Here is a 22,652-nt window from a genome sequence, read left to right as displayed (position 1 = left end):
GTCGAATAATTCTAAATAAAAATAATATTATGAATCTAAAATTACTTTCTGGAGTTTTAATGTTTTCTGCGATTGCAATTAATGCTCAGTTACCAACAATAAATGAGAATTTTGATAATTTCACTTCAGGCAGCACAACTTTCCCCCAAAACGGATGGACTACTAAACTAGCGCCCAATCCGATGCCCTTTCCCCCAGCGCCGTTAATGATCGTTACAACTGATGCAAACAAGGCTGTTCAGGCTTACTCGGGAAACAATACAAGCGAGCCTTCGTATTTAATTACCCCTCAGATTGTTGCTCCTGCAGGAGATAAATCGTTATCATTTACTACCAGCTTAGTATCTCCTTCGCCTGGTCCGGGCAGTATTCAAATTGGGCTGGCTTCCAATCCAACAGATATGTCTACATTTACACCTGTTGGAAATCCTGTAACGTTATCAACCGTAGGTACTAATGTGAATGTGAATGTAAATATTCCTGCATCCACTTCTACCTACATTGTTTTCAAATTTACACCAACAGCAAGCCACGTGGCGATCCAAATTGATAATGTGGTCTATAATACTACATCAAGTCTGGCTGTATCTGACCCTATCAAATCAAAAGATGCTATCCAATTTGCTGTTAACCCAGAAAACACAGCATTGCAATTTGTAACAAAAAAAGATCTTAAAAATATTGAGGTTTATTCTTCAGCGGGTCAAAAAGTAGCTGAAGGAAAGTTAAATAATCAAAGATTCGATATCAGCACATTACAAACAGGTATCTATTACATTGTTATTGAAACAAAAGACGGCTCAGTCACAAAATCAAAATTCATCAAAAAATAAGATCTATTAGATATTAACTTATGTTTTGTTAAGGCTGGCTTTTTGAAGTCAGCCTTTTATGTTCAAAATCCATGAAAGGGTCTACTGTCACGCTAAAGTTTAAAAAAAAATTAATCTTAAAACACGACAAAAGTCATGTTTTTATTTAGAATCATTAAAAATAAATATATAATTTTGTAGAATAATTCTAAATAACTAACAATAAGAGATGAGAACAAAACTACTTTTGACTTCAATGCTTGCACTGGCTGTACATCAAACAGTATTAGCCCAAACAGATGTTAACGGGTATACAACGGTCAATTTAACCACTGGTCCCAACTATCAAAACCGGGTATTCTTTGACTTCAGTACAAATAATATTATTTCGCAACCTGCAGATTCATGGGATATTGCATTTTTTAGAAATTCAAGTATGAGTTTTGGAACAAGAATCAATGACGCCCAAAATATAGAGGTTTACCAGGCCTCTGCAGTACCAGCGGATTGGGATAATATTAACATCGCCAATATAGCATCATGGGGATCTCCATTATATAATCCGGACCAGACGACTTCTCTTCAGGAAGGAGCATTTGAGCAAGGTTCAGCTACGTACGGATGGGGAGATTATAACGGAGGAACCCATCATATCGATGGAAAAGTAATTTTTGTTTTAAAATACCTTTCTACCAATACTTATGTAAAATTTATGATTACCGATTACTTCGGTGGTTATACTTTTAAGTATTCTAAATGGAACGGATCATCGTGGGAAGCAACGCAAACCAAAACAATTGCGAACGGAACAGATGATGCCTACTTTAACTATTTCTCATTTACTACAGGAGACAAAGTAGCTAATCTTGAACCACCAAAGGCAAACTGGGATTTGATGTTTACAAGATATTGGACATTCTATATGAATATTATGATGTACAGAATGTCTGGAGTTATTCAGAGTCCTACAACTAAAGTTGCAAAAGTTCAACCGGAAACACAGGAAGTTGCAACTTCAAACATTCCAGTATCCACCGCTTTTTCCTCGAATATTACATCAATCGGCCATTCATGGAAGCCAACATCCGGGATTTATAATGATGTTGTTTACTATGTAAAACAAGGTTCGGAATATTACAGAATGTATTTTACTTCTAACGGCGGAGCGTCTACAGGAAATATGTACTTTAAATATAAAAATATCAGCTCAACTTTAGGAATCAAAGAGGTTGGCACCAAAGCTTCCTTTGGATTGTATCCTAATCCTACAACAGCTGATAAAAAAGTGACCGTACTTTTTGATGTAAAAGAAAAGGCAAACAATAAAGGATGTGTAGAAGTATATGATCTTTCAGGAAAACAGGTCTATAAATCAGAGCTTACCAATCAAACCGGTTTCTATAAGCAAGACCTTAATTTATCAATGCTTACTTCAGGAACCTATCTTGTTAAAATAACTTATGGTGGAAATAGTGAAACCAAAAAGTTAATCGTAAAATAAAAATCTTAAATTTTAATACTTTCTATTTTTTCTAATAAAAGGCTGTCTACAATGGTAAACAGCCTTTTAACATTGGGTTTGTTAGTAGATTTTAAATCCTTTGTATACTTCCGTTGAGCTTTCCATCATTCTGGAAGAATCCGTACGGAAATTGAGAAGATGATCCTGCCCCAGATGATTATTATGGTGTTCTGATGTTTCCCATAATTCTATCAGAAAAAAAGTTCCTTTATTATCCTTATCTTCAATAAGGTCGTACTGCAGGCAGCCTTCTTCTTTTCTTGTTTCTCTTACCAGGGTCTGAAACAATTCTACCGCTTCCATCAAGTAATTTTCATTAAACTTAAAAAGCGCAACAATATGTAAATTCATATGCTATTTATTATGCTGTAAAAGTAAAATATTTTCAAAACTGAAAATCGTTTTGCCCCTTTTATTTTTCCACAATAATCGTACTATTTGAAAATGGATTTGTATATGGTTATCAGACTCATTACAATAACCAGACTTCCTATGAATAAAAACATCTTTTTCACCGGTAATCTGGCAGTGAGCATTGCTGAAAACGGTGCGGTTATGATTCCTCCGATCAAAAGACCCAGAATAATATTCCAATGCTGAATTCCCAGGGTAAAAAAGAAGGTTATTGCAGCAGTTATGGTTAAAATAAACTTGGCTACAGTAGAACTTCCTACTGCAAATCTGGGAGTAAAAGCATTCTTTATTAAAGTCCCTGTAACCAAAGGGCCCCATCCTCCCCCTGCAAAAGAATCTATGAACCCTCCGATCAGCCCCAGGCTGGTGAGATTCGTTTTTCTTTTCAGAGCTTTATTTTGTTTAGGCTTAAAAGCATTGGATAAGATTTGAAAACCAAGATATAAAGTATAAAATGCAATAATGGTTTTGGTAATTTTAGAGTAGTATTCTCCAAGATACGTAAGGGATAATGCACCGATGATGGCTCCTATAATCGCCGGAATAGCTAGTTTTCTAACCAAGGTCTTGCTTACATTCTTCAATTTGATATGACTGATGCTTCCCGCAGCAGTTGTAAAGCTTTCAGCAGAATGAATACTTGCACTTACAATATGGGGCGGAATATTAAGAAAAAGCAGTGTTGTTGTACAAATCACACCATAACCCATTCCCATTGATCCGGCAACAATTTCTGCAAAAACCCCCACCAGCAACATCCAATAAAATATATAATTGTCTTTTGCGAGGATATGGGTCAGTTCATCAAGATACCCCATGCTGTACATGGAAAAAACAACAATAACCAATATAGCAACCGTTACCAGTAATACATTCAACCTTACCTGCATTTTTCTTGAGATGACCATTCTATACAAGTATTAGTTTAACAACACTTTCAGGTAAGAACATATTTTTGGTAAGCTGGCCTCTGCATTCCTTCTGCAAAAGCCACATTAGTGTATCTGCAACATTTTTTGAAATCATAGTTTGTTCATTTGGCATCCTGCAAATATCAAACAAAATAATTATCCTACCAAAAAAGTAGACTAACAATTCAAAAAAAGGACCCGATCAGTCGATCAGATCCATTAATGTTTTTTCTTCTAAAATTTTAAGTGAAGCATCCCGAACCTCAATGAGGACATCGTGCAAACCACAATGATCTTCGTTGCAATCGTCACATTTTTCATAAAAATTAAGACTTACACACGGAAGCATTGCAATAGGACCATTAACCAGGCGAATGATCTTCGCCAGTTTTACATCGGCAGGATTTTCTTTAAAGAAGTATCCACCACCCTTGCCTTTCTTGCTATCAAGGATATCAGATTTCTTGAGTTCAAGCAGAATATTTTCCAGAAATTTAAGCGGAATCTTCTTATGTTCCGCAATTTCAGAAATAAGGGTTGGCCCTTCATTTCTTTTTTCTACAAGATATGAAAGTGCCTTAAAAGCATATTGAGATTTTTTTGACAGCATTACAGCAAATTTAAGAAAATAGTTTCATATGTGGGAAGTTGCGAAATTGCTAATTTACCGAATGGTGAAATAATCTAATTGTGAAGCTGTTGGAATAGAAAATAGCAAAATCACTGAGGTGCAAGATTGCTTTTAAATAGCTCTTTTTTTCTTTTATCAAACTCTAAGATTTCAATCTTTACTATATATTTCTCCAGCCTTAAGGCGTTTTTATCGATTAAGCGATTTTCACAATTTTACCAATAAGTAAGTCCGCTTTTTCGCCTTTTTCGCTCTCCCCCCTCCCTTTTCCTCATAATTCATTACATTTGCGGTATGTTCAGTAAACAAGAAGCACAGCAACTAAAGAAAGAATTTTGGACCGCCTTTGGGAAATCTTTTCCAAGGAAATGGATGTTGTACGATACCAAGATCAAAGATTTTTCTTTCAAATTCCATGCGGATAATAAAAAAGCCGAAGTATCCCTGGATATTGAAATGAAGGATGAGATTTTCAGAAATGCGTATTATGAAAAGATATGGTCTTTGGAGGACATTCTAAAAGATTATGTGGGAGATTTTAATAAAGATGAGTTTTTTACACTGGAAAACGGAAAAGTTATCAGTAAGATCTGGATTGAAAAGCATCATGTTTCAATTTTCAATAAAAATACGTGGAGCGAAATATTTGAATTTTTTGTCGAAAAAATGGATGGCTTTGAAAGGTTCTACTATGAATATGAAGATTTTATCAAAGATGTGTAAATAATGACCATCATTCTTGAGTTATTTATCCGGTTATTTCTTGGAATACTCCATATTCTTGTGGAGATATTCTTTCAACAAATAATTTATGGCGTTATAAAATACCTATATCGAAAGATTAAGAATATTCTTAAACTATTCTGATGAGCAACCCTGACAGCTGATAAATTATTTACCTTGCTATTTCTCTTAGAGAATTTCCTGATAATTTAGCTTTTGCTCTAAGTTGGGAAGTTTCTCTTTTTTTTCTTCCTCCATTCCCATGGAGAAATTGTTTCACTTCCGGACCATAATCCTAATTTAAGACTTCTGGCTTTTGATTCGAGTACCCCAAGATTTTCATTATTGGAGTATTGGTAATACCACCATCCCAATCCTTTTTTTTATAATCTCTTCGGACAGGTACTGATCTTTATCGAAATATACTTTGGCAATGATGCGTCCGTAACGGTCAGAAGTGGTTTTATAGTATAGGATCTCTTTTCCAAATACCAGATCACTTGTCAGTTGTTTGGCGTTTTTTCCAAATGGCTGACCTTTCTCAGGGCAATCTACCTCAGCAAGACGTAATGTGGTCTGGTTATTATTTTTATCAAGAACCAGGATCGTATCACCGTCCTTAATACCGATTACTTTTGCTTTGATTTGCGCCAAAACTAACCCTGAAGTCCCTATCAATAGTACAAAAAACATCTTCCCCAGCCTTTTCATGTATTTTTCTTCTTTAGTATAAACAAAATTCGCGAGGCAATTTTAGCTATTTTAAACATAATATCGCTTACTTTTTTCTGAATATTATCCACAAATTGTTTATTGTTCAGGAAATTCCTTTATAAATAATTGTACAGCAAACCATAATAGCTTTAAAAGTATTTTTTGCCAAAAGGCAAATACGGTATCATTTTCTTTAGCTAAATTTCGGACATGAAAGAATTATTCAATTTCGTTTTAAGGTTTGGGAATCTCAATGAACAGCAGATCGAATTTATAAAAGGTAAATCCACCGAACTTCATCTTTCCAGAGATGAATATTTTTCCGAAGCCGGAAAAATTGCCAGACAGGTAGGATTTATCGTTGATGGTATTCTACGGGTCTGCTATTATGATAATAAAGGAGAAGAAATTACCAAATACTTTATCGAGGAAAATAATCTGGTAGTGGATCTGGAAAGTTTTGATAACGAAATTCATTCCAGCACATACGTTCAGGCAGTTACGGATTGTACGATGATCGTTTTTTCACGGAAAGACTGGCTCGAACTGTTGCAGACCATTGTCGGATGGGAAGCTATTGTTCATAAAATTATTTCAAGAGCACTGATCCAGAAGGTAGAAAGAAGAAGCCCTCTGGTTTCAGAAGATGCGACCACCCGTTATCTCAAATTTCTTGAAATCTACCCTACTGTGGTCAACCGGATTCCTCTTTCTTATATCGCCTCATATCTTGGTATCACACAGTCTTCCCTGAGCAGGATAAGAAAAAATATACGCTAAAATCACTTTTTGCCAAATGACAAAAGATCTCATTTTTTAATACCTCACCTTTACATCACTAAATAAAACAAGAAAATGAAATCAGTATTAATCACAGGTGCCAACAGAAGTATTGGCCTGGAAACTGCAAAACAACTCTCTTCAAAAGGACTATTGGTCTACCTTGGAAGCCGCAGTCTTGAAAAAGGAGAAGCTGTAGTAAAAGAACTTCAGGAAAAAGGATATCAGAATATCAAAGCAATTGAGATAGACGTTACCAACCCCGATTCTATTTCGGAAGCGAGGAATACTATTGAAAGGGAACAGGGAAAACTGGATGTTCTCATCAATAACGCAGGAATTCTGGGTATCAATCCGCAAACGGCTTCAGAAACTTCTATTAAGGACATCCAGCAAGTCTTCGACACCAACTTCTTCGGAGTTATCAGCGTTACACAGGCTTTCTTAGATCTTCTTAAAAAGTCAGACAGCCCGAGAATCAGCAATATCACATCCGGGCTCGGTTCTCTGACTTTACATAGCGATCCCAGCTGGAAGTATTATCATGTAAAGGGAGCCGCTTACGGGCCATCAAAATCAGCGTTGAATGCATACACGATTGTTTTGGCGTATGAATTAAGGGAACTTCCCTTTAAGGTCAATGTAATAGATCCCGGTTATACAGCAACAGACTTCAATGCCCACAGCGGTCCGGGATCCGTAGAAAGCGCTGCTTCTTTTATCATTAAGCACACTCTGACTGATGAAAACGGACCAACAGGTCAGTATTTCAGTAATGATATTGAAGATGAGATTGGAATTAGTCCTTGGTAGATTTGTACAATTTGATTTTTTGTACAATGTAAAAAGTAAAAAATGTATCAATGATTTTAGAGAGACCTTAAGGTTTCTCTTTTTTGTTTTCCTATTTTTGTTACATACATACTAGCATGAATATTTTTAATAAAACAGAAATCAAATACATCGTCATCCAGATTATTGCTTTTAACTTTATTCTTATTCCGCCAAGGTTATTTTCCTATTTAACGGATATACACCTTTCGCAGTTGTTTTTAAATTCGGCTAAAAACTCTGGTAGTTTAGTTGAACTGTTTGAGAAATACAATATTGATTCCATTCGATTCAATGACCTTATCAGTACGATCAGAAATTACCAGACTGTAGGGTTTATTATTGGCTGCCTGATCTGTATATGGATCACCTCAAAACGAAAATTAAGCTGGATCAATTCTTTAATTGTTATTGTGATCAGCTTTTTACTTATATTTTTAAAACAGGCATCATTTCCCTTTAAAGCTTTGTATCTGGAACATTGGTTTAATCAATTTGAAATCTATGTCTATTTCAGTGGTTGCTTATTTTTGGTAATAAGTCTATCTTTATTTTATTTAAGTTATAAGATGAGACTCAGCAAAACTTAGAATTATAATGTAAAGTTTACTCTTCAAGCTTATAACCATTTCTGTACGAAGAAAATATGTACTTTACCACGATGACCATACAAAAACAAATCAACCATTACATTTCCACTCAATCAGACACGAAACGCCGAAATATGGAGACCCTGCATCAGTACATTCTGCAAGTGATGCCAGAATGTAAATTATGGTTTCTGGATGGTAAAAATGAAGAAGGAAAAACGGTTTCCAATCCCAATATCGGATATGGTTTCCGGATCATGAAATATGCTGATGGAAGTACCCGGAATTTTTACCAGATTGGCCTCAGCGCTAATACAACAGGTATTTCAATTTACATTCTTGGTATTGATGATAAAAACTATTTATCCCAAACCTATGGTGAAAAAATAGGAAAAGCCAGTGTGACCGGTTATTGTATTAAGTTCAAAGCATTGAAAGATATCGATATTGAAGTGCTTGGAGAAGCGATACGAGACGGTATTAGTAAGAGCCTGACACAGTAAAGTATATTCTGATCAATAAAAAAGAGAAACTTTACGGTTTCTCTTTTTTCATTTCATTATCGTTTAATTGAATTTTCTTTTTCTCAACCAGAAGAACAATCCTCCGAGTAACCCAATAATGACTAGCGGAAGCAGCAAATTAAACCATTGCCAGTTGGTCTTTTCTTCTGTAATTCTCTGTCTGTCCAGTAGCCTTTCTTCGATATTCCTGTTTCTTAGTTCCATCAGGTTGCTGTCATCTAAAAGGTAATCCAAAGCGTTTCGCAGGAACTGTTCATTTCCAAATTGTTCATTGGTTAACAAATCTACTCCTAACGGCAAAGGTTCTCCCTTGATCACTTTATTTCTTCCTACGTCACCATCTGCAATCACTATCATTTTATTTTCCGGGCTCTGACCTTTAAAACCAGGATAGGATTTTCTTTCAATTCTCGAAGCATAAGCGGAAGTAAATTTCCCTTCCAATGCTACAGCAAAGATTTTCGGAGTACTTGGCTTTTCCATTTGCCCAAGACTATCTACGCTGGAAATTTCTTTCAGATCCACATAATTCGGAACCTGTTTCAATAAAGTCCTTTCACTCGATTCAAAAAGAACTTTGGTTTTAATATTCTTTCTGCCTAAAGTATCAATTGATGTGGGAAATTCAAATTTTACCGGATTGATATTCTTGGTGATCGGGTCGTTCTTTTCAGCAATACCCAAAGGAAAATAGGGCCATGGAAGACTTGTATACTGCGGATTGCCACTCACCTCTCCCGTTACCAGCCTTAACAAAGCGAATTTCTTTACATCTTTAACCAAAGCAGGATTGATCCTGATTCCATAGTTGAAGAAGAAATCAGTCATGTTGATATCCACCGGGAATGGCATTACCTTTTTAGATCGGGTTAAGGTATCCATTTCAGCATTTACGGCATCAATCATCCATAATGTTTTTCCTCCGTTCATAATATACTGGTCCAGGATCACTTTTTCACCATCTGTAAATGCTTTTCTAGGCTTTGCAATAACCAGAGCGCTCATTTGTTTCAGCAACGGAACATCCGCAGCCGTTAGCTCAACCTGGTTTTTAGGAATCACAGGACCGGCATCGTAGTTTTCTAATGCCAAATGCATAAAACCCTGGAATTCTCCCGGACTTAATTCATCCTGGTTAACCAAAACTCCTATTTTCTTTCTCTTATCAGTGGCAATATTCTTGATGTTCGATACAAGATTATATTCTAAATTTTCAATGGATTTCGTCAGCTGTTCATCGGCATTGATATTGGCCTGCTGTACCACCAGCGGGATAGAAACGCCGCCCTTGTTGTATTTAAGAACCGCATACGGAAATAATACGATCTGGGAAACTTTACCGTCTTTTACATCCGGAAGAACGGAAGGCTGCATTCCCATCGCCATCAAAGTATCCTGGGACATTTTGGTTTTGATGGGATCAATAAATTTAAAATCAATTTTCGGATTGATCTTTCTGAATTCCTCCAGCATAAACTTCGTTTCACTTTGCAATTGTTTGAAGCTGGCCGGGAAATCTCCTTCCAGATATACCTCCACAGTCAGAGGCTTTTTAACCGATTCCAATACTTTGATGGTATTATCGGAAAGGGTATATCTTTTTTCTTTCGTTAAATCCAATCTGATCCCAGAAACGGCAAGAATAATCACTAAAGGCAGGATCACAAACAATAAAATCCCTAATGGAGATTTAAAAGGTATCTTCTTCATAATTCTACTTCTTTTTATTGATAAAATGATTGGACAATACTAATGAAACACCGATGATCAGAACAAAATAGGCTACATCTTTGAAATCGATCAACCCTCTTGTAAATCCAAGGAAATGCTGATAAAAACCTATATTCTGTAAGATAAAATCTGCTCCACCCAACAATTTATAGCTTGCTAACTGCTCGATTCCGAAATACATGATAAAACACATGAAAACACCTAACAGATAAGCCATGATCTGATTCTGAGACAACGAAGACGCTAAAATCCCTACACCCGAAAAAGCAGCGATAAGCATGATCAATCCAATATAACTCCCAAAGGTCATTCCCAGGTCAATATTCCCCTCAGGAACTCCCAAAACATAAACGGTATACAGATAGATCAACGAAGGAATGAGGCATAAGATACCGACCACCCAAACGGAAAGAAACTTTCCTAATACAAGGTCCGATATTTTTAAAGGCTGGGAAAACAACCAGTACAAAGTTCCCGTTTGCTGCTCCTCTGCAAAAGTTTTCATGGAAAGTGCCGGAATAATGAACATCAGTAGCCATGGGACCAAAACAAAATAGCTTTGTAATGAGGCCATTCCGATCTCAAAGATATTAGAGTCGTTGTCGAAAAAAAACAAAAAAAGAGTCGCTATCAGACTGAATGCTGCGATAATGATCCACGCACTCCAGTTCCCGAAGTAACTCCAAAGTTCTTTTTTTTAAAATTGCAATCATAGTTTTTTAGTAAAATGTAAAAGGGATTGTATTGATGTACACAAGATACCCTTTTTCTATTGTTTCTTTTTTTTGTTTTTATTGACCTGTTTCACGGTCATCATGATTAAAAATACAAGAACGAAAAATCCAACAATTAATTGCCACCAGTACTCAATTACTGAAGATTTCAGAATAACGGTAAAAACAACCAGGAATAAAATGAATGTGGCAATCTCATTCGCCTGTCTCAGTTTTATGTTAGCTGTCTGTAATGTATTTCCGTGAAGTGCTTTTAATTGAAGAACTTTTTTCCAGCACCAGTAATGGTAGATCGCCAGACCGACAAGGAATGTTAGTTTTAAATGAAACCAAGGCATTTTCATCAATCCTGTATTAAGAAAGATCATCACCAGTCCGCAAACCGCCATGATCACTCCTGCAGGAACTGTAATGATATTCCAAAGCCTTCTTGCCATGAAGGTATACTGTTCTCTTAGGATACTTTTCTTTTCTTCAGAGAATTCATCGGTATCTTTATAGTAAACAAATATCCTGACAAGATAAAAAATCCCTGCAAAATAACTGACCATAAAAATAATGTGCAGCGCTTTGATTATTGTGTAAAGCATTTTAAAAACTTTCTATTTTTTATAAAACAATACGATACCATACTCCCGTCTCTCACTTCAACCTTTGAAATAACTTTGGGATCATCAGCCACAAAAACAGCCGAACAATCCCAAGTTTTCAATTCTTATTTTTTAATATTTTTAAGAGATCACACTAAGCTCTTTCCCCACTTTTTCAAAAGCAGCAATAGCTTTATCCAGATGTTCTCTGGTGTGGGCAGCAGAAAGCTGAACCCTGATTCTTGCCTTTCCTTTAGGAACTACAGGATAGAAGAAACCAATTACGTAAATTCCCTCGTCCATAAGTTTCTCTGCCATTTTCTGAGCCAATGGCGCATCATAAAGCATTACCGGAACGATCGCAGCATCTCCGTCAGGAATATCGAACCCTTTAGCTTTCATTTCTCTTCTGAAGTATTCTGCATTTTCCATTACCTGATCACGAAGTGACGTGTCAGCAGAGATCATATCCAACACCTTCAATGCTGCACCTACAATACCAGGAGCTAATGAATTGGAAAACAGATAAGGGCGGGAACGTTGTCTCAGCATATCGATAATCTCTTTTTTACCCGAAGTGAATCCTCCTAAAGCTCCACCCAGTGCCTTTCCTAAGGTAGAAGTGATAATATCTACCCGACCCATTACTTCATTCGCTTCATGTGTTCCACGACCTGTTTTTCCAATAAAACCAGTGGCGTGAGAGTCATCTACCATTACCAAAGCACCATATTTATCCGCTAGATCACATACCCCTTTCAGGTTAGCTACAATACCGTCCATAGAGAAAACCCCATCGGTAACAATGATCGTAAAGCGGTGATTTTTTTCAGAAGCTGCTTTCAGCTGAGCTTCGAGATCCTCCATATTATTGTTTTTATAACGGTATCTTGCCGCTTTACAAAGACGAACCCCGTCAATAATGGATGCGTGGTTCAGTTCATCTGAAATAATAGCATCCTCCTCGGTGAAAAGCGGTTCAAAAACACCACCGTTAGCATCAAAACATGCTGCATACAAGATCGTATCTTCCAATCCTAAAAACTGAGCGATCTTCTCTTCCAGTTGCTTATGAATATCCTGGGTTCCACAGATAAAACGAACAGATGACATTCCATATCCGTGAGAAGCGATCATATTCTGGGATGCTTTCATCACTTCAGGATTATTGGAAAGTCCCAGATAATTATTAGCACAGAAGTTCAGCAACTTTTTACCGTTAGCTTCTATTTCCGCACTCTGTTGAGAAGTAATGATTCTTTCTCTCTTATAAAGCCCGTCGTTTTCAATATTTTTAAGCTCGTTCTGTAAATTTTGAAGATATTTTTCAGAGATCATTTTTAGTAATTTTTTAGATGCGCTAATTTAGTAAAAAGGCGGTAAACTATCCTCTTTTATGATTCTTATTCTAAAAAATTGAGCAGAAACATTCATTTTAACAATTAGTCTACTAATTTAGTAGGATAATAATTTTATATTTGTCCTTTAAATTCTAAAAATGAAGTTATCATCTGTACAAAAAGTTAGGAATATACCATCAATAAATTTTCTGAATCTCTACATGAAACCTAGTCTTCCGGTTATAATCGAAGATTTTGCAGATCCAGAAAGCCCGGCTTTTAAAAAGTGGAGCTATGATTATTTTAAAGAAATAGCAGGTAATCATAAGGTCAATATTTATGGCAGTGACCTTGAATCTTTGGATAGGGTTGCAAGTAAACCTATTGCTCAGAGCCATTTTTCTGAATATCTGGACCTGATCAGCACAAAACCAACAGAACACAGGCTTTTTCTTTTTAACCTGCTCACTATAAAACCTGAAATGAAAAGTGATATCCACTATAATGATGTTACCAATGGAAAAATTCTAAAGTGGCTTCCTTTTATGTTTTTTGGTGGTAAAGGCTCCATTACCAGAAGCCACGTTGATATTGATATGTCCCATGTTTTCATCACACAGTTTCAAGGCATTAAAAAGATATGGCTATTTCCCTGGGAACAATCCAGTCTGATGTACAAATTACCTTATAATTTTCACAGTTTAGCTAATATTAAGGAACCCGACTATCAAGAATTTCCTGCTTTAAAGTATCTAAATGGTTACGAAGCCGTTATTCATCCCGGAGAAACACTTTATATCCCTTCCGGGTGGTGGCACTATATCCAATATGAAACAGAAGGATATTCCGTCTCTGTCAGAGCTCTTCCTTCCAACTGGCTCGAGAAATGGAGAGGATTTAAAAATCTGGTCATGATCAGGCATTTTGATAATGCTATGCGAAATTTATTTAAAGAAAAATGGTTCGAATTTAAAGTAAGGAAAGCCCACAGGAAAGCAAAAAGAGCAGTTGCAAGGATTCTGAAATAACAAAAAAAGACTGTCTCAAAATATCATTTTGAGCGAATATATGATGAAGGATATAAAATATTTGTTCTTATGATATTTTCCGTCACGCTTAAATTGAGAAAAGATAATTATCTGAATTTTGAGACAGTTTTATTATTTCCGTATCCAACTTTTCTATTTTTCAATAAATTATTGATTTTCCCTAAACGGAAGGTATTTATTAAATATTTTTCCACTTTTAAGAGCAAGAGAACTTTCCAGTTTTAAAACTTTCCGGCCATTAAAAATAGGAAGACCTTTTCCGATTGCTACCGGATTCACAACAATATAATATTCATCAACAAGATCCTGATCGATCAGCGAGGTTACAAAATCAGCGCCTCCATAGACAAGGATGTCTTTTCCCTCCTCCTTTTTAAGAGCTTCTACTGAAGTTATAAGATCATTACTATCTACTTCCAGATTTCTGCCGGCTATATTGTTTTCTGTCCGGCTAAAAGCAATTTTACGCATATCAACGATCAGTTTTGCTAAATGGTTGGTAGGATGATCCGGCATATTATCTGCCACGTTTTCCCAGTGATCAATGAATGGTCGTGTCATTTTTCTTCCCAGTAAAAGTGTGTCACTGCTCTCAGCAAGATCAACGATTTTCTGAAAACCTACCTCATCCGGCGGGCTTAACCATACCCAATCCTGCTCGCCCTCCGGCCCGGCTACAAAACCATCGATTGTCATCTGCATCTGTAATTTTAATTTTCTCATAGTAATTGTTTTTGGGATTGTTTTAGTGTAAGTTGTTATTCAATGTATTACAAATTTAAGATTTTAAGACACATCTCCGCTGATCTTCTTATTATTCTAATTGAAAACATTTTAAAATCATAATTAAAGCTATTGAAACGAAGAATCCAGGAAACAATTCCTGGATTAGACTAATATTTAGCATTTTATGCAATTTGATTAAGTGCCATATGAAAAATTCATGTGGTTGTAGGGTAATTAGGTACTAAAGATAGAAATGTTAAATCCGTTAATATTATCCTTGACAGATACCCATGGTAATAACCTTGCTGTTTTTATTAACTCTTTAGCTTTACCTCATAATTTTTATTCATTATAAAATATAAAAAATTAGCACCTTTTATTCTAGCTCAAAATATTATCCCAAAGATTTATTTTTCTTATTCTGTTTCTAATACAAAAACAGAACACTTTATAAAACACAAATAAGCCGCCTCATTTTACTAATAAGACGGCTTATTTGTGTTTATTTAGTATCATTTCCCATTTGATCTGACAGTTTTTTTTATCAGATATGTCCATAAATACATATTGATTGGTAAAGGAGTGGTGATGGATGATAAATTATATTCACCATATCTTTTCCCATCAATATCTTTTAAAACAAAATACGAATCTCTCCCACTAATAGAAGTGGCTTGTGGCATTTTTGTGATAAACTCCTTACTATATTTACCAAAATCAAATAGAGGTTCTGCTTTAGAAAGTAATTTACAATATTGCTTATTTTGCTTTCTCTGCTTTCTTGTCTTTAATTCCGTAATAATAGGTTCTATTTTTGAAACACTATTTCCGTCTAAAACAACATAAAACTCTCTATACGGATCATTATTAATAATTACATAAAAATAACGGTTATCTAATGAATATAAAATCTTTGGAGCTTTTATTGTATCAAACTTAGACAAAACATTATCAGCAAAAGCTCGACTAACCAAACCTGCCGAATCTGATGGCTTTATTTCACTATCATTTTGAGCATTCAAAACAATAGGAAAAAATATAATTATAATATAAAACAATGTTTTCATAACGTTATCTTGTCATTGGTAAATCTTGTGGATTTTTTATTTGTCCTTCTTTTCCCCCTGCATGATCCATACCATCTCTTGCTGGCTGAGTACTACCAGTAACTCTTCTTACTAAATTAGACATTCTGATTGCATTTGTATTATTAACGGCAGTAGATACTCCTTTTGCTGATGGTACACCGTGTCCTAAAACTTCGTGACTAGATGTTTCTGCCCTTGATTCTGGTGTAGTTGAAGCCGTTTCAACAATAATCGAATGCGATCCTTTTGCACTAGGAACATTAAAGCCTTCTCCTCCTAAAGCATTTATTAAGTCCGCTTTGACATTACTTGCATCTGGAACCATTGCATCTCCAACTCCAGCCTGTGCTTTATTCATATGATCTTTGAGAGCTGTTCCTCCAGCGGAAGATAACGTATCTCCCATTGATAGATATTCAACAGTATGAACTTTGGAATCATTAATAGCATTTACAACAGTGTCAATATATGCCTGTTCGTCTTTTGAAACCGTAATCCCACTTAAGGCAGAAGATAATGCACCTGAATCTATTTTATTAAATGATTTTCCTTTAACATCTATAAGACCTCTAACTCCTGCAAACTTACTATCTGATAAAACTTTGTGTACATCTGCTTTAAATTTTTGAGCATCTTGCTTAGTAGCACCAATTATTTCCTGTACAGTCATTACATCAGGATCTATAAATCGAATAGGATTATTTACAGCATAATTGTAAGGCGACCACCTGCGATATTCTTCACTTAAAGGGCCGGGAATAATCCAGCGACCAATATCCGGCATATAGAATCTTGCTCCATAATCATACATTCTAGTTTCAGTCTGTAATTCTTTTCCTTTGTACTTATATTGATAAGCAGGATTTCCGGTTAAGCTATTATATCCTTCATGTTTCAATCCAAAAGGATAATAATTGTTTTCTTCAATAATCTCTATTCCTGTTGTACGCTTCTGATAACTCAACCTTATATTTCCTAAGTGATCTGTATAGTTGTAAATGTACTTATTTTTTACAAAATCATAATAACCTTCTGAAGTGGGAATAAACTGTAGTATCAGATTAGGAGGAGATTATCTTAAGTAATTTCATTTAGGGTTACAAATTCTGATGGGTTTTGTTGTCCTTTTTCATCCGAATAATCAACTGCACTGCTATATTTATAATCTTCTACCAGAAAAACTAAGCCTGCTTCAACTGGATTTTGATGAATATAGTTAATTTTTGATTTATAACCTTATTGCTCCATAATTCAATTTGTTTATTATCATGCCTCTAGAACTGATAATTATTAACATTCGATCTCTTTGCACCCCTCTTTCAAAAAGAAATTAAGAAAATTTCTTTTCTGCTGTCTTTAGGACTTTTTTTAATGGCTTTTTAGAATCGAATTACTTATAAATCCTTTCAGATCTGCAAAGAATGGTTTTTGTTTATTTATTACTGATATTCCATAAACTTCTTTCCATTTTTTCTCAGCTACAGAAATTGCAATCGCTTTATCAGTAATATTCTTTTCACTTTTGTTAGATATTCTCTGTTCACAAGAAGAAAGGGAAACTAGCAATATAAAAGTATAATATTTCATTTTAAATTATTTATTGTTGACATGGTAATTGTTTTCAGTCTATCAATGGTGTTCTCCCTTATTATGAAATTTACAATTTCTACTCATCACTTTATGTTTTAAGTAAAGATAGAAAATGATAGTTTATTGAAAGAAATTAGAAGAAAATGCCACACGAAAGAATTCGTTCGGCAGCGGGGGGATGAAATGATTCCCTCTATTGAAGTTGATAAAAATATCGCTAAAATTTAAGATATCCAAAAACTAAAAGAGAACGAAAGACAACATATCTTCGCTCTTCTGGATGCGTTCTTAAAACAAACGAAGCTGCAAAGCATTATGTAAAACCAAAGCCACTCGTTTGAGTGGCTTTGGCATTTCAATGACTACTTATTATTGTTTCTTTTGTCGCATCATCTAATTTGTATGATATCCCATTGTTGCCATATCTCCAAAATTCTAACCTATAATCTGTATACAAAGTATCCTTTTTATTTACTATAAATGCATACTCATAATAGCTATCATCTGGATTAACATTATTATTTACAGTTTCTATTTCTTCTTTTATCAGTAAAAGTTTCTTCGAGATTTTTTTAGAATTAATTGAAACTGTATATATATTAGGATTCTTATTAAAAAAAGGCTTTAAATTAGAACCAAAAATTTCTCCATCATCATTTTTGGTATTATCATGTTTGTATATAAGAACTTCCTTAGAGGTACAAGATAAAACTATCATTGTAACTAATAATAAAAATATTCTGTTCATTATGGCGTTTTTTTTCTTAGTTGATGTTACACTTTCTACGGTATAAGGTATTATACCATAATTTGTTCTTTTATCTTCACCTAATTTAACATTCATTTGATTTGCAACACCTGTAGTATATGCTTCCTCCTTATTTTTAAATGATAAATCTCTTCCATCCGGAGTAATCATTGATTTATCTCCCTTGGTTGATACATCTTTTTTTCTATTAGAATATTCACTGTCGTTAAATTTATTGTATCCATGAATTAACTCATGTCCTAATCGAGAGGCAGGACTATTGTACCCTTTATTATCTTCTGTGGTTGGTTTTGTGGCGTCTTTTCTAAAGGATATGCCCTCAGATGGATTAAAATTTATTGAATTTGTAGAAGGATTAAATTCATTACTTTTTCCACTTTCAGTTTGTTCGTTTATGGTTACCGTATTTTTAGAATCATTTATTAATGAATCCATAAGATTGACTGTCTTAGCATTATCACCTTCCCCAATAGTAACATTAAGCGCACCTGAAGAATATAACTTATCCAATGCTTGATAAGTATTTCTATCAAACTCATTTTCAATTTTACTATAATCCCGGTCTTTTTGATATGAATAAACATTATCACCAAATCTAATATCTCTCCCATCCGGATCAATGAAAAGAATTGGATTATTAACAGCATAATTATACGGACTGTGTCTTCTATGTTTCTCCGCCAGCGGATCCACCACTCCCCATCTTCCCAAGTCCGGCATATAGAATCTCGCTCCATAATCATACATTCCCGTCTCCTGAAGCTCCTTGCCATTGTACTTATAGTTTTGAACTTTCCTATATCTGATTTATTTTTATCTATAGGCACAAGTGGAAAGATTTATTTTATTATGCAAATATTTTGTTTTTTTTTCTAAAGTATAATAATGATTATATTTAATTATAGTTGAATCATTTAAAATGTATTCATTGGGAGATTCAATACCATTTTGTATTAAATCACTAACAGGAATTATTTTTAAAGAATAGCTTTTTCCTAATTTAATTTTTTTACAATTATTAGATGTGTTTTCTTTAAATACTTCTATAATATCATTATTATCTGTTATTAATATATTAACCTCTTTTATTTTCTTTAAAAGAGATTATCTTCCTTGTTATATGAACAGGTTTTGAACTAATAATTACATTGTTTGTTTGACAACTGTAAATAACGAAAAAAAAACAAAAAAACTATATTTTTCATAGGACTATTTTTTTAATCTTTTATCATCTGAATAAACTTTATATAAAGGCTGTGTCTGAATTTTTCCGTTAGCATCTTTTTTTCCAGCAAAACCTTCGTAATATTTTCTGGTTGTTATTCCAACAGTCTCAAATCTTGTTCTAGCTGATATCACTAAATTATCATATGGCATCATGCTTCTTGTTTGATCATGAAATTTATCAAATATTGGACTAGGATTTAATGTAGTTTTTATTGGAACGTCTGTTTTTGTATTTAAAGACTCTTGGGTAATAAGCACATTTTCGACAACTTCATGTGTTATTCCTGTTCCTTTTTGAGTTCCGGTAAAATTTTCTGCATTTCCTAATACATCAGGATTTGTATATTGAGTTCCTGTACTAATTCCCGTGGCTGAATCATAATCGACACCACCAAAAGATCCTCCAGGCATTAAACCTCCACTTGGTGTTATATTGTTACTTTCAGCATAAATTCTGGAATCAATACTGGTATTTTTTATGCCGTCATATAGAACTTTATCAGTTGCGGAAAGTTTATTATACTCACTTTTACTTAACTTTGCAGTATCTAATTTCCCATTTGAATCCTTTGTCATAGCAAGACTACTATTTGCATTTAATTGCTCAAGTGCTTTATCTGCTAAATTTCCTAAAAGATGAATGTCCTTATTTTCCATTCCATCAGGATCAATAAATCGAATAGGATTATTAAGACTATAACTATATGGTGACCAACCTGGAAACTCAGCTCCCTTTGGATCCACAACACCCCATCTACCAATATCCGGCATATAAAATCTTGCGCCATAGTCATACATCCCGGTTTCTTGTAATTCCTTCCCATTGTACTTGTAATTCTTATAAGCACTTGGACTAAAAAAAAGAGAATCCCGTTTTTAAATGGTTCATTCCAAATGGATAATAATCATTAGCATCTGTAATCTCAAGAGCGCCTGTGCTGTTTCTTACAAAACTTATCCTTACATTTCCTAAATGATCTTTATACTGGTAAATATACTGATCTTTTCCATAATCATAAAATCCTTCTGCGGTTGGGAAAAACTGAAGCTCAGGATTCTTTGCCCCTAAACCAGGAACAACATTTAGAGTCTCTGCAGAATAGGCCTCCATTTCCAAAGCCCTGCTCGTTTCCAGTAGACACTACTGTCGGTATCTTTTGGGAGAGATAGAAGAGGTAAATATTTTTAAAGATCCTGCAATGCTCACCGTTTTAATGACATCGAAAAACTTGACCCTGAAAATAAAAAGCATTTGCTCTCTTTTGTAGCTGGGTTTATTCAAGCTTTGAAAATTAAAAATATTGCGGCATTATAATAAAGAACCCACCGCAAAGCGGTGGGTTCTTTATTATTGCTCGCGGATTTGTATCCGCGAGCAAGTTATTTTTTATAGGGCTTTCCTAAATATTCTTTTGGAGGCTTTATAATTGGTAAATTATATTCTTTAATGGGATAAAAATACTTTCTTAAATCTCCTTTTGCAATCAATTCTAGATGGTTTAAATCTTTTATCTTATACATTACTCCTTTTTGATAATCATTACCATTATAATGACTTAAATTTTTATCAAAATCATTCTTCTTCAAACTATTAGGCTGTTGTATAATTTGAAACATAGGATGATAGGGTTTTGTAACAATTATTTTACAGCAATTTGTATAAAATGTGCCTTCTTTTTTTTATCATAAAAGAAGGCTTTATAACATTCTCATATTTTACAGACATTATAATTAGTGTATCATATCTATTTAATACATAAAAAATTCCGTCAGTTTTTGAGATTTCTTGATGGATAATATCAGTACTCTGTAAAACTTTATTATAAACTTCGTCAGATGTAAAGTAGGGATTTTTTACTTCTTTTTTACAAGAATATAATAATACAGACATTAGCATTAATACTATTATTTTCATTTTCTTAATGTCTTTAAATTAATTTTACTATTAATGGGCATTGGTTTATTTACACCAGGCCTACCTGGATAAAATTTAGCCGATGTTTCATTGTAATAATTGTATTCCCAAAGATGTTTATCTTGCTGTGAATACAGAAAATGTCTTGGATAATTTCTATTTTTTGCAAATTCAGAATCAATCCAGGCAGCAGAACCATAGTCACCCTCTGTCATACTATTAACAGGAGTGGGAAAAGTTACACTTCCAGGATGGGTGTGGATCTCGAAAGATAATTTAGATATACCTTGATATAGAACGCTGTTAGGTGTCGTATCTTCAGAGTGCCCTGTCCAAAGAGCATAAGTCATAGTTTTTCCCGTATTGTATCCCGCAAGTCCCCATTCAACATTAGAATTGTTGGCAGCAAATAAAAATACATTAGATGCATCAGAAGCATCAGTAGTACGAGCTCTGTTCACTCCTAAAGGAAAAGCTTTTCGGCTTCCAGTATAATGCATTGTATTATCTGGGATACCTCCTGTTGCTAAGTCTCCGATAATAGAACTATCCGACGCTTTTGCTTTTGCTACAGTAACGCTCTTGGAGTTATCAACTTTTCCGTTTTTATCTGTAGCATATAAAGTGTCTGAGTTATCATTTGTTTCCCGTATAAGTCTAACCTGTCCATTTTGTAATAATTTATAATCATTTTTCACATCCATACCATCCGGATCGTAGTTGGCAATAGGATCGTTCATTACATAATTATAAGGACTATATGAGTGAAATTTCTCCGCCAACGGATCAATAACACCCCATCTACCAATCTCCGGCATATACATCCTTGCCCCATAGTCATACATCCCCGTCTCCTGCAACTCCTTGCCGTTGTACTTATATTGATAAGCTGGATTTCCAGCTAAACCATTATATCCTTCATGTTTCAACCCAAACGGATAATAATTATTTTCTTCAATAACCTCTATTCCTGTTGTACCCTTCTGATAACTCAATCTTATATTTCCTAAGTGATCTGTATAGTTGTAAATGTACTTATTTTTTACAAAATCATAATAACCTTCTGAAGTGGGAATAAACTGTAGTATAGGACTAGGAGGAGTACAGCCCGTACATATTTCTCCGTTTACTAAGTTATATTGAAAGCCATCTAAATATTCTGTTTGGTTTATTCCTATTACCAAACTCCCTGACAAACTCTTTTTAAGTTTCACTCCATCTGCTCGATAAAGATAACTATTTGTTGTACTGAATTTACCTATTCCGTTTGTTATACTATTGGGTAAGTTCAGATAATTATATCCAATCTTGGTAATGTCCTTATCCTTATGGCTTGTCATATTTCCATTATTATCATAAGTAATTTCATTTGGAGTTGCAAAATAAGGATATCCTGATGAATTCTGAGAAGCTTCTGCGACTTTTGATAATCTGTTTCCAG

24 protein-coding genes and 2 pseudogenes are annotated in these 22,652 nt (G+C 34.5%); 8 read left to right on the top strand and 18 right to left on the bottom strand.

Going from position 1 to position 22,652, the window contains the following annotated elements:
- Window positions 1-29 precede the first annotated feature (29 nt).
- Together ACJ5H0_RS19620 and ACJ5H0_RS19615 are read left to right on the top strand one after the other, a co-directional pair.
- Window positions 30-833: a choice-of-anchor J domain-containing protein gene (locus ACJ5H0_RS19620; RefSeq protein WP_411251651.1), complete on the top strand. Its 804-nt coding sequence runs from the start codon at window positions 30-32 to the stop codon at window positions 831-833.
- A gap of 208 nt (window positions 834-1,041) precedes the next feature.
- Window positions 1,042-2,313, top strand: a complete 1,272-nt coding sequence (locus tag ACJ5H0_RS19615) for a T9SS type A sorting domain-containing protein (RefSeq protein WP_411251649.1) — start codon at window positions 1,042-1,044, stop codon at window positions 2,311-2,313.
- A gap of 81 nt (window positions 2,314-2,394) precedes the next feature.
- On the opposite strand, the gene ACJ5H0_RS19610 is transcribed toward ACJ5H0_RS19615, so the two are convergent.
- The 3 genes from ACJ5H0_RS19610 to ACJ5H0_RS19600 all read right to left on the bottom strand — a co-directional run bounded on the left by ACJ5H0_RS19610 (window position 2,395) and on the right by ACJ5H0_RS19600 (window position 4,269).
- Entirely contained in the window at window positions 2,395-2,685 is a 291-nt protein-coding gene (locus ACJ5H0_RS19610; RefSeq protein ID WP_172277563.1) for a putative quinol monooxygenase, read from the bottom strand.
- Between the two features lie 83 nt (window positions 2,686-2,768).
- The gene (locus ACJ5H0_RS19605; protein ID WP_345989638.1) at window positions 2,769-3,656 is read right to left on the bottom strand and encodes a sulfite exporter TauE/SafE family protein; all 888 of its coding nucleotides are present in this window, start codon (window positions 3,654-3,656) and stop codon (window positions 2,769-2,771) included.
- 205 nt (window positions 3,657-3,861) lie between these two features.
- The gene (locus ACJ5H0_RS19600) at window positions 3,862-4,269 is read right to left on the bottom strand and encodes an RrF2 family transcriptional regulator (RefSeq protein WP_172277557.1); all 408 of its coding nucleotides are present in this window, start codon (window positions 4,267-4,269) and stop codon (window positions 3,862-3,864) included.
- 315 nt (window positions 4,270-4,584) lie between these two features.
- Between ACJ5H0_RS19600 and ACJ5H0_RS19595 the strand changes: the two genes are divergently transcribed.
- On the top strand, window positions 4,585-5,013 hold the full coding sequence (locus tag ACJ5H0_RS19595) for a DUF4268 domain-containing protein (RefSeq protein WP_273647439.1): 429 nt from the start codon (window positions 4,585-4,587) through the stop codon (window positions 5,011-5,013).
- A 342-nt stretch (window positions 5,014-5,355) separates the two neighbouring features.
- Here ACJ5H0_RS19595 and ACJ5H0_RS19590 read toward each other — a convergent pair whose 3' ends face one another.
- A complete protein-coding gene (locus ACJ5H0_RS19590) occupies window positions 5,356-5,706 on the bottom strand; it encodes a thermonuclease family protein (protein WP_411251647.1) in 351 nt (116 codons plus the stop codon).
- A 231-nt stretch (window positions 5,707-5,937) separates the two neighbouring features.
- On the opposite strand from ACJ5H0_RS19590, the gene ACJ5H0_RS19585 reads away from it, so the two are divergent.
- From ACJ5H0_RS19585 to ACJ5H0_RS19570, 4 genes are all read left to right on the top strand, one after another.
- Window positions 5,938-6,507, top strand: coding sequence for a Crp/Fnr family transcriptional regulator (locus ACJ5H0_RS19585; RefSeq protein ID WP_411251646.1), 570 nt, complete (start codon window positions 5,938-5,940; stop codon window positions 6,505-6,507).
- A gap of 75 nt (window positions 6,508-6,582) precedes the next feature.
- On the top strand, window positions 6,583-7,320 hold the full coding sequence (locus tag ACJ5H0_RS19580; protein WP_273647437.1) for an SDR family oxidoreductase: 738 nt from the start codon (window positions 6,583-6,585) through the stop codon (window positions 7,318-7,320).
- Between the two features lie 116 nt (window positions 7,321-7,436).
- Window positions 7,437-7,928: a hypothetical protein gene (locus ACJ5H0_RS19575; protein ID WP_411251644.1), complete on the top strand. Its 492-nt coding sequence runs from the start codon at window positions 7,437-7,439 to the stop codon at window positions 7,926-7,928.
- 56 nt (window positions 7,929-7,984) lie between these two features.
- Window positions 7,985-8,431: a DUF1801 domain-containing protein gene (locus ACJ5H0_RS19570; RefSeq protein ID WP_411251642.1), complete on the top strand. Its 447-nt coding sequence runs from the start codon at window positions 7,985-7,987 to the stop codon at window positions 8,429-8,431.
- Between the two features lie 63 nt (window positions 8,432-8,494).
- Here ACJ5H0_RS19570 and gldG read toward each other — a convergent pair whose 3' ends face one another.
- The 4 genes from gldG to kbl all read right to left on the bottom strand — a co-directional run bounded on the left by gldG (window position 8,495) and on the right by kbl (window position 12,845).
- Entirely contained in the window at window positions 8,495-10,162 is a 1,668-nt protein-coding gene (gene gldG / locus ACJ5H0_RS19565; RefSeq protein WP_172277534.1) for a gliding motility-associated ABC transporter substrate-binding protein GldG, read from the bottom strand.
- Between the two features lie 4 nt (window positions 10,163-10,166).
- Window positions 10,167-10,757: an ABC transporter permease subunit gene (locus ACJ5H0_RS19560; protein ID WP_411251640.1), complete on the bottom strand. Its 591-nt coding sequence runs from the start codon at window positions 10,755-10,757 to the stop codon at window positions 10,167-10,169.
- A gap of 195 nt (window positions 10,758-10,952) precedes the next feature.
- A complete protein-coding gene (locus ACJ5H0_RS19555) occupies window positions 10,953-11,507 on the bottom strand; it encodes a CopD family protein (protein ID WP_411251638.1) in 555 nt (184 codons plus the stop codon).
- Between the two features lie 141 nt (window positions 11,508-11,648).
- Complete coding sequence (gene kbl, locus ACJ5H0_RS19550) at window positions 11,649-12,845, bottom strand: glycine C-acetyltransferase (RefSeq protein ID WP_411251636.1); 1,197 nt, start codon at window positions 12,843-12,845, stop codon at window positions 11,649-11,651.
- Window positions 12,846-13,068: 223 nt separating this feature from the next.
- On the opposite strand from kbl, the gene ACJ5H0_RS19545 reads away from it, so the two are divergent.
- Window positions 13,069-13,875 carry a cupin-like domain-containing protein gene (locus ACJ5H0_RS19545; RefSeq protein WP_411251634.1) on the top strand — a complete coding sequence of 269 codons (807 nt, stop codon included), beginning with the start codon at window positions 13,069-13,071 and terminating at the stop codon, window positions 13,873-13,875.
- 168 nt (window positions 13,876-14,043) lie between these two features.
- Here the strand turns inward: ACJ5H0_RS19545 and ACJ5H0_RS19540 are convergent, their stop codons facing one another.
- The 10 genes and pseudogenes from ACJ5H0_RS19540 to ACJ5H0_RS19495 all read right to left on the bottom strand — a co-directional run.
- Window positions 14,044-14,619 carry a dihydrofolate reductase family protein gene (locus ACJ5H0_RS19540; protein WP_411251632.1) on the bottom strand — a complete coding sequence of 192 codons (576 nt, stop codon included), beginning with the start codon at window positions 14,617-14,619 and terminating at the stop codon, window positions 14,044-14,046.
- A 515-nt stretch (window positions 14,620-15,134) separates the two neighbouring features.
- Window positions 15,135-15,689, bottom strand: coding sequence for a hypothetical protein (locus ACJ5H0_RS19535; protein WP_411251630.1), 555 nt, complete (start codon window positions 15,687-15,689; stop codon window positions 15,135-15,137).
- Window positions 15,690-16,377: 688 nt separating this feature from the next.
- Window positions 16,378-16,773, bottom strand: a pseudogene (locus tag ACJ5H0_RS19530) (RHS repeat domain-containing protein); the annotation flags it as partial.
- Window positions 16,774-17,078: 305 nt separating this feature from the next.
- The gene (locus ACJ5H0_RS19525; protein ID WP_411251629.1) at window positions 17,079-17,297 is read right to left on the bottom strand and encodes a hypothetical protein; all 219 of its coding nucleotides are present in this window, start codon (window positions 17,295-17,297) and stop codon (window positions 17,079-17,081) included.
- A gap of 358 nt (window positions 17,298-17,655) precedes the next feature.
- Window positions 17,656-18,615 carry a M91 family zinc metallopeptidase gene (locus ACJ5H0_RS19520; RefSeq protein WP_411251927.1) on the bottom strand — a complete coding sequence of 320 codons (960 nt, stop codon included), beginning with the start codon at window positions 18,613-18,615 and terminating at the stop codon, window positions 17,656-17,658.
- A gap of 60 nt (window positions 18,616-18,675) precedes the next feature.
- A pseudogene (locus ACJ5H0_RS19515) lies at window positions 18,676-18,852 on the bottom strand (RHS repeat-associated core domain-containing protein); the annotation flags it as partial.
- A gap of 426 nt (window positions 18,853-19,278) precedes the next feature.
- On the bottom strand, window positions 19,279-20,094 hold the full coding sequence (locus tag ACJ5H0_RS19510; protein WP_411251627.1) for an RHS repeat-associated core domain-containing protein: 816 nt from the start codon (window positions 20,092-20,094) through the stop codon (window positions 19,279-19,281).
- 55 nt (window positions 20,095-20,149) lie between these two features.
- A complete protein-coding gene (locus tag ACJ5H0_RS19505; RefSeq protein WP_411251625.1) occupies window positions 20,150-20,407 on the bottom strand; it encodes a hypothetical protein in 258 nt (85 codons plus the stop codon).
- 269 nt (window positions 20,408-20,676) lie between these two features.
- On the bottom strand, window positions 20,677-20,913 hold the full coding sequence (locus ACJ5H0_RS19500) for a hypothetical protein (RefSeq protein WP_411251623.1): 237 nt from the start codon (window positions 20,911-20,913) through the stop codon (window positions 20,677-20,679).
- Window positions 20,914-21,207: 294 nt separating this feature from the next.
- Window positions 21,208-22,652 (bottom strand): RHS repeat-associated core domain-containing protein (locus tag ACJ5H0_RS19495; RefSeq protein WP_411251621.1); only part of this gene is annotated, 1,445 nt, incomplete at its 5' end.

The sequence above is a fragment of the Chryseobacterium proteolyticum genome (assembly GCF_046591535.1).
GTDB classification, from domain to species: Bacteria; Bacteroidota; Bacteroidia; order Flavobacteriales; family Weeksellaceae; genus Chryseobacterium; species Chryseobacterium proteolyticum.
The sequence above is the reverse complement of the archived record's forward strand: the minus strand, read 5'-3'. Positions and strand labels throughout refer to the sequence as shown.